The sequence below is a fragment of the Paraneptunicella aestuarii genome, assembly GCF_019900845.1.
In the GTDB taxonomy this organism is placed as follows: Bacteria; Pseudomonadota; Gammaproteobacteria; order Enterobacterales; family Alteromonadaceae; genus Paraneptunicella; species Paraneptunicella aestuarii.
On sequence record NZ_CP074570.1, the window covers coordinates 2,233,751 to 2,250,741 of the forward strand.

The following is a 16,991-nucleotide window of genomic DNA, read 5'->3' on the forward strand; positions in this document are numbered from 1 at the left end:
CTTTGTTGGTCATAACGACGGGTCGTAACGGGTGGCCATCAAGTCATTAAATGGGGTTTGCTGAATTATGACCAAAATTGTCCCATAAAAAAATCATTCTTTGCGCAAGATGTATAGGAAAGACATTGTGGTGTAAGCGGGTTTTCGCTTAGCATAGACCGATTAGAGCAACACGCTCTGCTTTATGAGTCGTTAAGTGCAATCCCATCGCTGGATAACAGGGTATTTTTGAGAAATCTGGTGTGAATCGTACTTAATTGAACACAGTCTGGAATGTGTTAGTGGAGGTTCCCCTGATTTCTAAATTATTGAAGAAAGCAAATATATCTGAATTACCGGAAAATATTCCGCGTCGTGGTAATCGGTTTATGGTATTCATCGGTGCGTTATACCTTCGACTGGTCGGCTGGAAGATGGAGGGAAACTTCCCTAATCAGAAGAAACTGATTATTGCGGTTGCACCTCATACTTCAAATTGGGATTTTCCCCTTGCTGTTGCAGTTATGTTTGCTACTGGTTTACGTGTTTCATTTATGGCGAAAAGCGGTTTGTTTTTCTGGCCATTTAACAAGTTTATGACCTGGCTTGGCGGGATTTCCGTTGAGCGTTCCAAGGCTCATGGCGTTGTTGGGCAGATGGTTGATAAGTTCAATAGTCAGGAACAGCTTATGCTGGCTCTGGCACCAGAAGGTACACGTAAAGTCGTACATAAATGGCGAACCGGATTTCTACAAATTGCGAATAAAGCCAATGTGCCAGTTCTATTGGTCGGATTGGACTTTAAAAGCAAGCGATTTATTCTGGGACCCCTTTGTGAAGTGAGTGATGATTTCGATGCCGAACTTCGTAAAGCATTAGACTTCTTTGGTTCGGTAGAAGGTAAATATCCACATTTGTGCGATACATCAGGTAATCAATAATCAGGAGACGTATTTTGAATAACAAGGGATTTACCACTCGTTTAGTGCACGCCGATCGAGTGCTGAATCAGCCAGAAAATGGTGCAGTTCATCAACCCAGAACCAACTCGGTATTATTCGAGTATAAGCAAGTTGAAGATTTGGTTGATATTTTTCAGGGGCGAGTGGCTGGGCACGCCTATTCCCGCCAGTCTTCACCTTCTATCGACGCGTTGCAAAATATGTTGGCTCAAATGGAAGAGGGGATTGGAGCCTTAACTTTCGCAACGGGCATGGCGGCCATTACCACCACCTTGTTAACGTTATTGCAGTCTGGCGATCACATCATCATTAGTCAATTTGTGTTTGGTAACACTAATAGTTTTGCTAATACACTGCAGCGATTTGGTATTGAAGTGACCATGGTTGATGTTACCGAGGTCGAAAATGTGGCAAATGCCATTCAACCTAATACCAAAGCGGTATTTGTTGAAACAATCGCTAACCCTGCCACGCAGATTGCGGACTTGCAAGGTATTGGGGAATTGTGCCAGCAGCGGTCATTGGTCTACATAGTTGATAACACTATGACGCCGGCCTTTTTATTCAAAGCGAAAAATGTTGGGGCTTCCTTGATTGTCAGTTCATTAACCAAATATGTGGCGGGTCATGGTCATGTATTGGGTGGGGCTGTGGTTGATACTGGCTTGTTTGACTGGACTAGCTTTACCGGAATTCTGCCTGAATTAAGAAAATTGCCAGTACAGGCGCAAGCTCTAACGCAAATTAAAAAGAAAGGGTTGCGAGATATGGGCGGTTGCTTAACCGCTGATTCTGCTCATGCTATTTCCGTTGGTATGGAAACCTTGGCATTAAGGATGGAACGAACCTGTAACAATGCTATTGAATTAGCTGCTTTCCTGAATGGTCATGACAAAGTAGAGCATGTGTACTATCCCGGACTTGCATCTCATCCTCAGCATCAAAGAGCTCGCGAGCAGTTTAAGATGTTTGGTGGTATTTTAAGTCTGGATCTTAAACCCGGATTAGATTGCTTCAAGTTTATTAATCATCTTGAGCTAGTGCTAAATGCTACGCATTTGGGAGACACTCGGACATTAGCGATTCCTGTCGCTCATACTATTTTCTATGAAATGGGTGCTGAAACGCGTGCCAGGATGGGTATTGGCGACAATATGATCCGATTCTCAATTGGTATTGAAGATTGTGTGGATATTATTGCTGATTTTGCTCAAGCATTAGAGCAAATCTAGGTTCTTCATGCATACATAAGCCAGAGTATTATATTATTTGATACCCTGGCTTATTGTGTTTTCTGATTCGGCTAGAGGCTTCTTAGCAAGATACTACCGAGTTATCATCATAGGATTGTGGAGAAGGCATGTAGTTATCTGCAGCCCAGTCATTTTCCCACTCATGATCATTCAATAAATACCTGAATTGGTAATCTTTTCCTGTTTCCAGGGCTACTGTCGCAGTGAATCCGCCATTTTTTAATTTTTTCATGGGTTGGCTTCGTTTGTCCCAATCATTGAAATCGCCGAGTAGTCGAACTGAATCTGCATTTTTCGCTTCTTCGGGTGTGAGTTTAAAGGTCACTTTGCAGACTGGTTTTGATTTAAGGAATTGTTTTTTAAGACTCATGGCAATTTCTCCCCTGGGATGTAATTCAATTACGGAAACAGGTGAAATATAGATCACTTTGTCGCATATGTCACAGTGGTTGTGTTTTTAAATTACTTTAAGTGGTTATTATTTGTTCTGTGTCATTTTTGAGAGGAAATAAGGATTTGATTGCTAGTTTATCCACGCGTAGCTGAATTTAATAAATAAGCTTTTATCGTCTTTTTCATAATTGTTAAGCTGGTCGTATTTAACCGCATGATCAGAATACCCAGCGTAAATAACCGTTTGGGGGTTAATTTTATAGCTATAGATTAGCTGGGTTGAAATATCTGACCATTTTTCATCAGGGTAGTTTTCAGGTAATAACGCTGGTTGGTTGTTGAGGTTATATCTGACATCGGTATATATCACATTAAATTTCAGTGAATTTCTGGTATCAAAATTATAGCTGAGTCTCATATCGGCAACATGAGCTGAAGATACTTCCTCGTCATCAGCTTCCAGATAGAAATAATGATACATGAGCTCCAAATTTGCGTGGCGGTTGATGTTATAAATGATTGTCGGTGTAGCAGTAAATTGTTTGGCTGGGCGATTATTGGTGAAATCAATGCGATTACCAAAATCCGCGAGCAATTCAAGATATAGTCCAGAAACAGGTTGAATATTGGCTTCTATCTCTATGTAATCCACTTGGAACATATCCGTATTTCCAGCGACATCCAATATACTGGGATCCAAGCGTTTACCGACTTCGTTACGATGAATATAGCCCATTGTTAAATAGGACTGTGCTTCTCCATATACCTCAAAATGGACTTCCAGTTCTCGTTCTAATACATCTCGAGCATCGTTACGTAGAATGTCATAGTCAATCCAAATATCGAGAATGCTCCACCATTGATCACTATTGCCATAATATTTCAGTCCGCCACCGAACAGGGCGCGGTTTTGGTCGACGCGGGTTTGAAAACCTAAATCAGCTCTAAATCCACCGCTGATATCCTGGATTCGTGAATAGGTATACCAGTCCCGCTCATCATGGTTATAAATGATTTTGTATGCTTCCCCGGTGATTTCCTCTTGCATATAAGTACGTAGGTATTGCTCATCAATATTACAGTTGCTCAATTGGCATTTCACATTACGTAGTGTTTGTTCTGCGCAATTATCGCCTGTACAAAAGAGCTCGCTGATTGCTTCAGAATAATTGGTACGTGTTTGTATAAGCTGAATTTGCAGTAGGTCTTGTTCTGTGATGCGGTAGTGCATGTCGGAGGAGACTACGTAGTTGTGATAATCTTCGGATGTGCGTATTGTGCCAAGAATACCAATATAAAAATCTTTATTGGCATCGTAGCGATAGCGTAATGCAGTATTTTTACTGGATTTGTTGAGGGTTATGTAATCTGAGCCGAGGTTTCCGGGAATCGGAATCGTCGTATATTCATCATCTATGGCGAAGAATCCGTATGCATGTTTGTCTTTTCTTCCGGTAACTTTTATCCCTAAATTAGGTGAACTAATGTTACGAGTGTGCACCAGATCAAACTGGCTGCTAAAAATATCGTCATTTTCCAGAAAAAATGACCGTTTTTCTTCTACTTCCAAAGAAAAATTATCATTGAAACCTAACTGGGCTGCGTCGGCTTCTATTTGTGAGAAGTCAGGATTGATAGTGGCATTGATAAATAGGTCTGATGACCAGTTCCACTTGATGTCCAATCCAACCTGACTGTTTGTTTCGGTATTCCAATCGGAATTTGTATAAACATTACGAGAGTCAGTGTTGGACACTACGAGAGTGGGAATAAGAGATAATGTTGCATTATTGTTGGACTCCGATAGCCTGTCAAAACCATGTAAAAAGTCCATTTGGCATTCCCAGCAATCATTATTTCTATCAATGCTTATATGGGATAAACGGAGCCTTTCTTCCCGAGGGTAGAAACGAATAAATTCTACAGCCCATTGTTGCTGACCAATGTTGGAATTAAAGTTGAAATTGTGTAGGGGAATAGCTAATTCAACTTGAAACCCTTTTTCCGTAACTTTTCCAGCTGAATCCCATATGCCGTCCCATGAACTTTTTTCACTTTGTAAAGTGACGTCATAAGTGCTGTCGTTTTGAACACCTAAGGGGTTTACATAAAACTGAAATACCAATCGATGATCGCCATAGGGATCAAGGCGAATACCCACTAAATCATCATTTTTAGCATTATCTCGTCCGTGAAAAAAAGCACGTATATTCTCTGGTTCAGGATCTTCTGCAACGAAAGAGACATAGAGGGTTTCACCATCTTCAAAATAGCTGACTCGGGTTTCCACTGGAGATGGCGTATTTTCATAGGGATGGGTAATTTTATCCAGATGAATGGTTGTAGCATTAACCCAGGCCGCATCATCCAGATTACCATCAATATTTATTCTGGTTTCAAGGTGAGGGATAGATAAGGCGAGCACGTCAAAACATGCAGCTAGTAATAAAGTGCATAATAAATATTTAATGAACAGGCTTTTCTTACGCATTTTTAATTAATTATTGCTGGCAACCTTAATCCCTCGATATGAGACTATCTGTCTGGATGGATTTGACTCGTAAACTGCTATGATAATCGTGTTCTATCAAGTAGCAGAGAGGTTGTTTTACAATTTTCATTCCTTTAATGGGTAACCTATTTGGATACCTGCTATACCCAACAAGTATTGACTTCCTTTATAAGCATTATGCAAAGAGGAAACCATTAGCTTGCTTTGTGTGGTTAATAAAATAACCTATCAGTTCGTAAAACTAAAGCACATACTTGATAACAAGGTATCTATTTTCTGACGCTTTATCTGGAACATAATTGGGGATATGTGAAATCAGTAACTTATCGTATAACGATTTAGTTGTTAGTGACTGTATTTTAAGGCTAAAGACGATTGTCGAGCCTTTCTCAAACTTAACTTTACGAACTTTTTATTGTTATCTAATTGAGAAGCGCTTGTGTATTTTTATAACTAATTGATTTTATTCGGTTATTATTTCGCTTCCGTTTTCAATTCAGGTTTTGAATCAGTCAATGCATCTGTTTGTGAAGAGAATGTAGTTTGAGAACTTTTTATCCCGTGACCGGAGTATAAAAAAACAGATGGCGTTAATTCAAGTAGAGAAGTAACAATATCTAACAGTTTTCGTGTAGGAAATCAGGAATTGACCGTTAGAATTCCGGGAACAATATGTACTGTTTATTTATGAGAGGCGGATTGGATGAGCAAGGTAATGCGTAATTTTGTTTTACCTGTATTGATTCTGTTAATTGCGGTGGCCTTAACAATGGTGATGATAGGCGCGAAAAAAGCACCGGAAAAACAGGAAGCAGAGGATAAGGCGTTTTTGGTTAAGGCTGTTGAGGTGACAACCAAAGACATGAACTACATTGTAAAGTCACAAGGTACGGTGCAACCCAAAGTTAAAACAGTGCTAAGTGCTCAGGTGAGTGGCAAAGTTGTTAAATTGTCAGATGCTTTTGTTGCAGGAGGTTTATTTCAAAAGGGCGACTTACTCATTCAGTTAGAGCAAGCGGATTACATTACTGATTTCAAATCGGCTGAAGCTGAATTGGCAAGAGCTAAAGCGGCTTTGGAAGAAGAGCAGGCGAAGGGCAAAGTGGCTGCGGAAGAATGGAAAAGTGTTCGAGACAGCGTTGCGCCGGAATTAGGTTTACGTAAGCCTCAGTTGGCAAAGGAAATCGCTAACGTAAGAGCGGCAGAAGCGCAATTGGAAAGAGCCAAGCGTAATTTGGAACGTACCGAAATTCGTGCTCCTTATGATGGTTTGGTAAGAAGCAAGAATGTCGATATTGGTCAGTTTGTTGCAGTTGGTTCTGAACTGGGGTCTGTGTACGGTACTGATATCGCTGAAATCAGGATGCCGCTGAGCGACAACGATCTGGCTTATCTTGAGCTATCCCATGAAGGAAGCCGAGGGTCACATTTACCCTCAAAGGTGACATTGTCTTCTCAGGTCGCTGGTAAGCAGTTTTCCTGGGATGCTCGTCTGGTTCGCAATGAAGGAGTCCTGGATGAAAAAAACCGCGTTATTTATGTTGTGGCTGAAGTTCAGGATCCTTACATGCGTGAAAGTGCCATTTATGATGCCCCATTGAAATTTGGTCGCTTTGTTAGCGCTCAAATTACCGGTAATTACGCTGAAAACATTGTTGTTCTACCACGAAATGTTTTGCGTCTTGATGGCACAGTATTAGTCGTTGATGAAGAGAGAAAACTGCATATTACCCCGGTGAGCGTTCAAAAATCCGATGAAAAATTAGTGTATATCAGTGAAGGTTTATCGGTTGGACAAAAGGTGATTGTCAGCGCAGTACCTAATCCCGTAGAAAACATGAGCGTTCGTTTCGCGGAAGAGAGTGGTGAAGCACAAGATAGTATTGGAGAAATAGCTAAAGCAGGTGGCTCCTTATGAGTATGATTGACACTCATAAAGGGCTTATTGCCTGGTTTGCCCGTAACAGTGTGGCGGCAAATTTGCTCATGTGGCTATTAATCATTGGTGGCTTATTTTCTGCTATTAGTATCAAAAAGCAGATATTTCCTAATTTTGAAATAAATAACGTCGTTGTTCGAGTTCCTTATCTCGGAGCTGCTCCCCAAGAGGTTGAAGAAGGCGTCATCATCAAGGTTGAAGAAGCTGTAAAGGATATTGAAGGGATCAAAAAGATAACTTCTAATGCTGTAGAAGGTATGGCTACTGTGACCATAGAAGTGCTTGATGACTATGACCCTCAATTGGTTTTGGATGAGGTCAAAGTTCAGGTTGATGCCATTCCCAGCTTTCCAGAAAATATTGAGAAACCGATTGTGTATCGTCAGAAACCGCAACAAACCGTATTGTGGGTTGCTTTATATGGAGAAGCATCAGAACGATTTTTGAAAGAAGAAGCAAAGAAGTTAAGGGACGAGATTGCTAATTTACCCGGAATTTCCAGCGTTCAGGTTGTTGGAACTCGTGATTATGAAATTTCCATTGAGTTATCTGAGCTCCGGTTACAAGAATATGGCTTAACCTTTCAGGAAGTGGTTAATGCTGTGCGTCAATCTTCTATAGATTTACCCGGCGGCTCCATTAAATCAGATGATGGCGACATTCTTCTTCGTGCCAAGGGGCAAGCCTATACAGGGCACGAGTTTGAAAATCTGGTGTTGTTGACTCGTTCTGATGGAACACGATTGACTTTGGGAGATATTGCCACGGTTAAAGATGGGTTTGTTGAAGATACTAATTATGCTGTTTTTGACGGTCGCCCAGCGGTTAACGTAAGAGTTGATGCTGTTAGCGATCAAAATGCACTGGAAATCTCCAAAGAGGTTAATCATTACTTATCAACCCGAACCTTCCCGGAAGGCGTGCAAGCTGACGCTTGGGGCGACTCATCTTTCTATTTGAATGACAGATTGAACATGATGTTATCCAACATGTTCTATGGCGCTATTCTGGTTTTTCTCGTGTTGTCACTATTCCTGAAATTGAAACTGGCATTTTGGGTGATTGTTGGATTACCTGTGTGTTTCCTTGGGGCAATACTATTTATGCCTATGGAACCAATGAATGTATCGGTGAACATGATCAGTTTGTTTGGTTTTATCCTGGTGCTCGGGATAGTGGTTGATGATGCCATTATTATGGGGGAGTCTGCCTATTCAGAGATCGATCGCAAAGGGCATAGTATTGATAATGTTATTGTCGGGGTGAAGAAAGTTGCTATGCCTGCGACTTTTGGCGTGTTAACCACGATTGCAGCATTCACTCCAATGTTAATGGTACCAGGAACATTTGGTGAGATATGGAAGACTATTGGATGGGTTGTCATTATTTGTCTGGTGTTCTCATTGATAGAATCAAAGTTTGTATTGCCCGCTCACTTGGTTCACATGAAAATGAAACCGTATGAACCCGAAAAAGCCAATGCACTACAGCGATTCCGAGATTATTTTTCTGAAGGCTTAAAAAACTTCATACAGACGGTCTATTTACCTGTTTTACAAAAAGCGATACGTAATCGTTATATGACAATCGCTGGTTTTGTTGCTGCGTTGATTTTGACCATTGGCCTGTTTGGTGGCGGTTTAGTGAGATTTGTTTTCTTCCCAAATATTCCCAGTGACTTTATTCAGGCTGAAATGGAAATGTTACCGGGGAGTTCTACTCGACAACGCGATGACGCCTTAAAAATTATTGGTGCAGCACTTGAGAAAATGAATCAGGAAGTTGAGAAGGAGACTGGAGCTGCGGTAGTGAAGCACTCTATGCTTTTTGATCAAAGTAGTTTGGCTGGAACCGTGTTCGTGGAACTGACCAAGGCAGAGACCAGAGAGCTGGATGGTTTTGAAATTCAGCGTCGTTGGAAGAGCATGATCCCTGATATCCCCGGAATCAAAAAGGTTGACGTTGGATCCGCTGGTGGTTTTAGTGCTCCGGATATTAGCCTCAACCTAACGGGAACAAACTTGAATGAATTGCGTCATGCCAGTGATGAGTTAAAAGCTCATTTGCAAGGGTACAGTGGTGTACGAGACGTATCCGACACCTTTAGCGGCGGTAGTGATGAAATACGCATCAAGATTAAACCCGAGGCGGAAGCGCTAGGGTTAACGCTGGATAGCCTGGCGAAGCAAATTCGCTATGGTTTCTATGGCGCAGAAGCTCAGAGAGTGCAGCGCGGTGACGAAGAAGTTAAAGTCATGATCCGCTATCCCAAAGATGAGCGGAGTTCAATTGCAAGTCTTGAGAATATGCGAATTCGTACAACCAGTGGTGACGAGATTCCATTTTCACAAGTGGCTGAAATCGAAATGGCTAAAGGTTATGGCTCTATTATTCGATTGGATGGTGTGCGTTCTATCACCTTGTCGGCAAAAGTGAATAAAGGCGTACTGGAACCACAGGAAGTGGTTAAAGATGTACAGGAAAATTTTATACCGCAATTGTTGCAGAAGTATCATAGCGTTTCTTTCACTTTGGAAGGCCAATCCAAAGAACAAGGGGAGGCTTTGGCGGGTATGGCGAAAGGCGCCATCTTCGCTTTGTTTGCCATTTACGCTTTGATGGCGATCCCTTTGAAGTCATACAGTCAGCCTTTAATCATCATGTCAGTCATCCCTTTTGGCATTGTGGGCGCTATCGTTGGACACTTATTACTGGGTCATTCCATTAGCGTGTTGTCTATGTGTGGCATTATTGCGTTATCGGGGGTTGTGGTGAACGATAGCTTGATTATGGTGGACTTCGTAAACCGAGCAAGAGAAGAAGGCTATTCAGTATTTGAAGCCGCTGTTCAGGCCGGGGCTCAACGTTTCCGGGCTATCATTTTGACTTCGTTAACTACGTTTATGGGCTTGGTTCCCATTATTTTGGAAAAGAGCTTGCAAGCCCAAATTGTTATTCCAATGGCAATATCATTGGCGTTTGGTATTTTGTTTGCCACTGTTATTACCTTGTTATTGGTTCCATGCCTTTACATAGTTTTGAGTGACTTAAAGGCATTCTTTACTGGAGAAGCAAAGGTTGAGGAAACTAACTATGATGTTGGTGTAACGCTGGCGGATGACTAAAAGCTTGTGCTACAAAATGACATACGTATAAATTGAAAAACGCCCCTTTATTGGGGCGTTTTTACTTCATTCTTTGGAAATCCTAGAATCGGCGTTGTTGTCTCTGACCACCGCCACCACCGCTGCGGTTGTTTTGTGGAGGTCTTGCCTCACTAACCACGATAGTGCGCCCAGCCATTTCTTTGCCGTGCATCGCTTCGATAGCTTTCTGACCATCTTCTTTTGAGCCGAATTCTACAAACCCGAAGCCTTTTGAACGATTAGCTTCGCGATCCATAATAATCTTTGCTGAAGTAACTTCACCAAACTCTGAGAAGGTTTGCTCTAGTTCGCCATCGGTCAGGCGATAAGGTAGGTTTCCTACGTACAATTTCATTAGGGTATCTCTCGACTATTGGGCTTCAACGTCATTCAAGTGCCAACAGTCAAAATCACCTGATGCCGAGCAGGGGCAACCATTACCTCCTGCCATCAGCGTCAGTTTAGGTGTATTTAATTACATAAAGCAACAGGGAAATGAAAAATATAACCATTTCTTCACATTTAATGATGATTTTATTCGTTAAAAATCGTGTTAATCGTTTAATGAAGGTGCGACACACCTCAAGCAGAACAGATTTTTTTGACATCAATTGGTCATTTTTCGAATGTAGACTAAGCTCATTTCTTAAACAGAAGCTTAGAAATAGCAACAGAAGTATTAATAACAATTACTCAAAATACTTCAGTGTTGAGCCTCTGTTAAAAACAACAATAAAGTGTGCTAAGGAACAACATCTGTCTATTGGGTGTTGCATAAAGAAATGAATACAGAACGAATTTATCTATTTTTTGGGTTATTTCTAATATTGCTGACATGGAGTGTCTGGATTTTGCAGTCTAACATACCCATCGAGCATGATTTGATTGATTACAACGATGTGATCAGTGAAATCTTTTCTATATCCTTCATCTTAATGATGATAACCGTGAATATCAGACTCCGATCCGAGTCATCAAATTCCACTATGGTTTTCTCTGGACTGTGTTGCTTACTGGTTGGACATTGCCATGATTTATTGGATGAGTTTGTTTTAATCAGTGCTCAATGGATTAGCATGATTTTGGAGAATCTGGCGAATAATCTGGGAGTCGTTATCATCAGTATCGCTATTTTCCGTTGGTCATCACATTACAAGAATCAACTGGCGATATTGCAACGACAAAAAATAGAACTGACCAAGGCTAGCCATACCGATTCACTTTCCAAGCTTTATAATCGTCGTTTTTTGCACAGTGAATTTATTGATCAAATTAAGAACGCCTACGAGCCTGAGCAAAAGTTGTCGCTTATTATGATTGATTTGGATCGCTTTAAAGAGATCAACGATACCTATGGGCATCTTGAAGGTGACAAGCTGATTATGCACATGGCGCAAATTATCAGAGATGAAATTAGAGCCTGTGATTATGCATTTCGATATGGCGGTGAAGAATTCCTTATTGTGCTGGACGCAGACATGTCGACTGCGCGTCATGTTGCCGAACGTATTCGTAAAACCTATCAGGAATCTGAATATTATATTTCTGATGAACGAGTGAATAAGTCAACCAGTATTGGCATTGTCGAATACTCACCTCGCCATAACTTTGAAAATGCCTTGGATATTGCAGACAAAGCTTTGTATCAGGCAAAAAATAAAGGACGTAATCAGGTGATTATTGCCGATGGAAGCAAAACAAAAGTGTATTCTGGCTCTCCAGTTTCCTCTAATCCTGTTACGTCCTGATTTTTCTTTTGGTTCTAATTTCTTTGTGTTCTGATTTCTGGATGTAAGCACTCTTCAGGATTGCAATAAAGTTTCGCAATAATCGACAAAATTATTGGATGTTATTAGACCTAGCAATTTTTTGTTGTCACTAATAACAGGCAGGCAACCATGACGGTTCTTTTTGAATAATTGGATCAGATCTGTCAGAGGTTTGTCTTTTGATACTGTCAAATATTCTGTTTCCATTACTTCTTTGATATTGGTTTCCTGTTCCATTTGAACCGATTCTTGAGTGCCATAAAGACTAAGTAGATGCAGTGCTTTATTGAACAGACTTTTCTGGCTGACAATGCCTACCAGCTTGTATTCTGAATCTATAACGGGAATATGTCGGATATTCTGTTCTTTACTCAGTTTCATAGCATCAGCTACGGAAGCCTCTGGTGTAAGAGTATAAACAGAAGCGGTCATAATATTTTCGGCAGTATGAGTCATCTGGACACCTATCCTAATTTTTCCTGAATCAATGCTCTTCAGGATAATTCAATGCACTTGATAGAACTGTGATTTAGCTCAAAAACTTTGTTCTAAAGCCACTTAGGCCCTCAGGCTATTACGACTTAGTATAGTCACTTCTGTATTTATCAACCCACATAGCGGTAGCACCGCAAATAGCAACCGGCATCACCAGGAAGTTAATGATGGGGATCATGGAAAACAGCATAACGATAGTGCCGAAAGAGAATGAATCGCCTTTATGGCGAAGTAAGTCACGGCGCATTTCTGCGAAACTGACTTTGTGATTGTCGTAAGGGTAATCAAGGTATTGTACGGCCATCATCCAGGCACTAAACAAGAACCACAATACTTGGCCAATTACAGGAAGAAAGAAAAACAGGATCAAAAAGCCAATTGCTCGGGGCAGGTAGTAACGAAGCTTTGTGAATTCTCTTGATAGAGTTCTGGGAATATCTTTGATTAAGGTTGCAAAAGACCCATCATCCAAAGGTTTACCTGTTAGTAATAGTTCCATTTTTTCAGCAAGTAATCCATTAAAGGGCGCGGCAATCCAGTTAGCCAATGTACTAAATAAATAAGCCGAGACTAACAGAATGGTGATAACCGCCAAAGGCCAGACGAAATAAGCCACGGCGTCTTTTAGCCACTCCAGCCAGCTTGGGATTAGGTCAATCAGGTAAAGCACTAGCTCATCAATTCTTCCTACCAGATAGGTAAAGGCTGCTCCAAATAGCAATATGTTGACGAATAAGGGAATAAAGACGAAACGACGAATTCCTTTAGTTTGAATAAGCTTGAAGCCTAATAAGAAATATCCCGCACCACTATTTGCTTGCATAAAAACTGACAATTACCTGAAAACGACTAGTATTATCAGGGATTATAGGTACTTAATAACTGCATTAAAATCATCAATTGTTACAGAAATTGAGATTTGATAAAGTGCGGTGTGCGCTAGTAATGTATCGGCTAGGCTTTCAACATTTTGTTGCAATAACAGGCGAAACTTGTCTGATAGGCAATACGGTACATTCATTCAAGATAATAATAGGCTTAGCATAGCAACGCCATGCGATTGAAAAAAATACGATTAGCGGGGTTTAAATCCTTCGTTGATCCTACCAATATTCCTTTTCCAGATGATATGACCGCGATTGTCGGGCCGAATGGCTGTGGCAAATCGAATGTTATTGATGCTGTGCGTTGGGTGTTGGGAGAGAGTTCTGCTAAAAATTTGCGTGGCGACGCAATGACTGACGTTATTTTTAACGGTTCTTCTGTACGTAAGCCTGTATCCCAATGCAGTGTTGAGCTGGTCTTCGATAATAGTAGCGGCAGAATTCAAGGCGAATTTGCTGGTTACAATGAGTTGTCAGTCAAACGAGTTGTTACCCGCGAAGCGCAATCTTTTTACTATCTCAATAATGCCAAGTGCCGCCGCCGCGATGTCACCGATTTGTTTTTGGGAACCGGATTAGGCCCTCGCAGTTATGCCATTATTGAACAGGGCATGATCTCTCGCCTGATTGAATCCAAGCCGCAGGAATTAAGAGTCTTTATTGAAGAAGCTGCGGGCATTTCGAAATATAAGGAACGTCGTAGAGAGACGGAAAACCGCATCAAGCATACCCGGGAAAATCTGGAACGCCTGGAAGATGTGCGTATGGAATTGGGACAACAGCTTGATAAATTGCAACGTCAGGCTGCTGCTGCGCGACGTTATAAAGAATTAAAAGCCACAGAACGAAAGTTTAAAGGTGAATTGGCTGCCATTCGTTGGTTAAAGCACACGGCGTCTATCACTGAGCTGGAAACTCAAATTGAGAGACAGGAGAATGAAATTCAGCAGTTTATTGCTGAACAACGTGGTGACGAATCCAGTATTACCCGATATCACGATGCTCAAGCTACTCTAAAGCAACAGCTTGCTGATGTGCAGCAGAGAAACTTCACTTTGGCGACAGAAATCACCCGTATAGAACAAAACCAAATCCATTCAAAACAACGAACAAACCAAATACAGCAAGAAGTTAGAAGCTTAAACGAAGCGATTATTGAGAACGAAGAGCAAATTGGCGCATTACAAGCTCGGGTTGAAGAGCTTCAAGCTATTCTGGATGAATCTGAGCCGCAAAGAGAATTAATAACCGAACAGTTGTTACAAGCGGAAGAAGCGCTGTCTGTAAAAGAAGAAGAGTTTCAGGAAAAGCAATCCTTGTGGCGTCAGCAAGAGTTGCAATTTAACAATATCAAACAGCAAATTCAGAGCACTTATAGCCAGATACAATCTGGTCTGCAAATGCAATTGCGTACCGAACAGCGTATTTCTGAATTACAGGATGAAGCTGATGGACTGCAAGATTCCAGTGCCGTCACAGAATTACAGAACACTTTGGAAGAATTAGCGTTCATTCAAGAGGAATATCAACAGGCTAAGGAAGACGCTCAGAGCGCGGAACAGTATTTTGTTGAGGCAAAACAGGAGTTTCAGCAGGCGCAGTTAGTGCAGACTGAATGCTTTCGAGAATTACAGCAATTAAGAGCTACTTTGCAAGGCTTGGAAAATTTACATGCCAAAGAAAGCGAGCACAGTGGTGCGGTTGCCCATTGGCTTGCTAACAACCATTGTGAAACGCAATCCATCTGGGAATATTTGAATGTTGAACCCGGGTGGGAAGTGGCTTTTGAGACCGCTTTACAACAATGGCATAGCGCACTAGTGGTTACTGAACGTCCTGAGCAGATGCATGTAAATGGACTCAGGTTGTTTTTCGCTGGTTCATTAATTCGTCATAAGCCTGAAAATACACTTGCCACAAAATGTCGAGCCGAGCAGGTTCCTGAATGGTTAACGCATATTGCTATTGCTGAAGATGAACAAGCGGCCATACGCCAGCAAGCGCAGCTCGTCAATGGTGAAACTTGTATAACCCGGGATGGGTTTTGGGTTGGTGTTGATTGGTCTATTTCCGGCGTTGATGCGGAGCATAGTGGAGCTCTGGAACGTTTGGCTGAAATGAACCATATCGAAGAACAGATCGAGCAATGTGAGACTAAATACTCGGAATTGCTCGACAGGGAAGAGGTTGCGCAGCAAAAAGTCGATAAATTACAGGTTGAGCGCGAAAAAGCTCAGGAAAAACGCCAATCTTTTGAAGCTTCATTACAACAACTTCAGAAACAGCAACAATTTTTACAGCAACAAGTGGAGCGACAGCAACAACATAAGAACAAATTATTGAGTGATTTGGCTTCTTATAAGGAACAGTTGCTTGAAGAGCAAGAGCAACAAGAAGAGCTCAATGAACAGGTTGCTATGTTGGAAGAGCAACTGAGTGAACTTGATGGTGATTATGACGGCATAGAACAGTTACGTCAGCAAATGCAGCAATCTATTGAACAAAATCGGGTGCAAGTGGCTCAGTATCAAAATGAAAGCCACCGTTTGGAACTGAATGTTCAATCGCATCAAAATCAGCTGCTAACTGCTAAAGATAATGAACTGCGCACTCAGGCTCAAATCAATAACATGCAGGAAAAGCTGCGCCATCTTGAAGATGAATTGCATGAAATGGCAATGCCGATGGAAGAGCAGGCTGAGCGTTTGGAAATTTTGCTTAATGAACGTAGCGAAGCCCAGCAGTTACAGGAAAAAGTCAGTGATGAATTGGCTGAAGTTGAAGGCTTGTTATCCGATATTGAAAAAGGGCGACAAGGTGTTCAATCCAGAATTGAGAAGGCGCGAGAAGTTCAGCAAAGTACCAGGTTGGAATGTGAAGGTTATAGGGTGAGAGCCAATGCTGTTGTTGAACAGCTACAAGAAATGAATCAACCGCTTAAACCTTTGTTAGAGCAATTGCCTGAGGATGCCGATGAAAAGCTCTGGCAAGACACACTGGAGAAAACCACTGCTTCGTTATCTCGATTAGGCGCAGTAAATCTGGCCGCTGTGGAAGAATACGAGATTCAGGCGGAGAGAAAGCAGCATCTCGATACTCAAAACGATGATTTGGTTGCGGCGTTGGAAACACTGGAAAATGCCATTCGCAAGATTGATCGGGAAACCAGGGCTCGCTTTAGAGACACCTTTGATCAAGTGAATAATGATTTGAAACAACTTTTCCCGAAAGTCTTTGGTGGCGGTGCGGCTTATCTGGAACTGACGGATGATGATCTTCTGGATACTGGCGTGACAATTATGGCGAGACCACCGGGCAAGAAAAATAGTACAATTCATTTGCTTTCCGGTGGCGAAAAAGCCCTGACCGCTTTATCATTGGTTTTTGCAATTTTTCGCCTTAATCCTGCACCTTTTTGTTTGCTGGATGAAGTGGATGCTCCTTTGGATGACGCTAACGTGGGACGTTTTTGTAAGTTGGTGTCTGAAATGTCCAAAAGCGTGCAATTTATATACATAACTCATAATAAAATAGCGATGGAAATGGCACTGCATTTAACAGGAGTTACTATGGCCGAACCCGGAGTATCGAGGATTGTGGCTGTTGATGTGGAAGAAGCCGTTGCTATCGTTAACGCATAAATAAAGGTTTGTTTATTG

11 protein-coding genes are annotated in these 16,991 nt (G+C 41.5%); 6 read left to right on the top strand and 5 right to left on the bottom strand.

Features of this window, described 5'->3' with window-relative positions; all coding sequences use genetic code 11:
• Window positions 1–281: 281 nt before the first annotated feature.
• On the top strand, window positions 282–920 hold the full coding sequence (locus KIH87_RS09250) for a lysophospholipid acyltransferase family protein (RefSeq protein ID WP_232361246.1): 639 nt from the start codon (window positions 282–284) through the stop codon (window positions 918–920).
• A 14-nt stretch (window positions 921–934) separates the two neighbouring features.
• Window positions 935–2,173, top strand: coding sequence for a cystathionine gamma-synthase family protein (locus tag KIH87_RS09255; RefSeq protein WP_232361247.1), 1,239 nt, complete (start codon window positions 935–937; stop codon window positions 2,171–2,173).
• A gap of 82 nt (window positions 2,174–2,255) precedes the next feature.
• Here KIH87_RS09255 and KIH87_RS09260 read toward each other — a convergent pair whose 3' ends face one another.
• Window positions 2,256–2,564: an isoamylase early set domain-containing protein gene (locus KIH87_RS09260; protein ID WP_232361248.1), complete on the bottom strand. Its 309-nt coding sequence runs from the start codon at window positions 2,562–2,564 to the stop codon at window positions 2,256–2,258.
• Between the two features lie 153 nt (window positions 2,565–2,717).
• Entirely contained in the window at window positions 2,718–5,012 is a 2,295-nt protein-coding gene (locus KIH87_RS09265) for a carbohydrate binding family 9 domain-containing protein (protein ID WP_232361249.1), read from the bottom strand.
• 802 nt (window positions 5,013–5,814) lie between these two features.
• Between KIH87_RS09265 and KIH87_RS09270 the strand changes: the two genes are divergently transcribed.
• Both KIH87_RS09270 and KIH87_RS09275 read left to right on the top strand, forming a co-directional pair.
• Window positions 5,815–7,017, top strand: a complete 1,203-nt coding sequence (locus KIH87_RS09270; protein ID WP_232361250.1) for an efflux RND transporter periplasmic adaptor subunit — start codon at window positions 5,815–5,817, stop codon at window positions 7,015–7,017.
• The gene (locus KIH87_RS09275; protein ID WP_232361251.1) at window positions 7,014–10,163 is read left to right on the top strand and encodes an efflux RND transporter permease subunit; all 3,150 of its coding nucleotides are present in this window, start codon (window positions 7,014–7,016) and stop codon (window positions 10,161–10,163) included. The genes KIH87_RS09270 and KIH87_RS09275 overlap by 4 nt, the downstream gene beginning before the upstream one ends.
• Before the next feature lie 82 nt (window positions 10,164–10,245).
• On the opposite strand, the gene KIH87_RS09280 is transcribed toward KIH87_RS09275, so the two are convergent.
• Window positions 10,246–10,539: an RNA recognition motif domain-containing protein gene (locus KIH87_RS09280; protein WP_232361252.1), complete on the bottom strand. Its 294-nt coding sequence runs from the start codon at window positions 10,537–10,539 to the stop codon at window positions 10,246–10,248.
• A 496-nt stretch (window positions 10,540–11,035) separates the two neighbouring features.
• On the opposite strand from KIH87_RS09280, the gene KIH87_RS09285 reads away from it, so the two are divergent.
• Entirely contained in the window at window positions 11,036–11,932 is an 897-nt protein-coding gene (locus KIH87_RS09285; protein ID WP_232361253.1) for a GGDEF domain-containing protein, read from the top strand.
• A 54-nt stretch (window positions 11,933–11,986) separates the two neighbouring features.
• Here the strand turns inward: KIH87_RS09285 and KIH87_RS09290 are convergent, their stop codons facing one another.
• The gene (locus KIH87_RS09290; protein ID WP_232361254.1) at window positions 11,987–12,409 is read right to left on the bottom strand and encodes a CBS domain-containing protein; all 423 of its coding nucleotides are present in this window, start codon (window positions 12,407–12,409) and stop codon (window positions 11,987–11,989) included.
• Between the two features lie 118 nt (window positions 12,410–12,527).
• Window positions 12,528–13,271 carry a sulfate transporter CysZ gene (cysZ, locus tag KIH87_RS09295; protein WP_232361255.1) on the bottom strand — a complete coding sequence of 248 codons (744 nt, stop codon included), beginning with the start codon at window positions 13,269–13,271 and terminating at the stop codon, window positions 12,528–12,530.
• A gap of 231 nt (window positions 13,272–13,502) precedes the next feature.
• On the opposite strand from cysZ, the gene smc reads away from it, so the two are divergent.
• On the top strand, window positions 13,503–16,973 hold the full coding sequence (gene smc / locus KIH87_RS09300) for a chromosome segregation protein SMC (RefSeq protein ID WP_232361256.1): 3,471 nt from the start codon (window positions 13,503–13,505) through the stop codon (window positions 16,971–16,973).
• Window positions 16,974–16,991 lie beyond the last annotated feature (18 nt).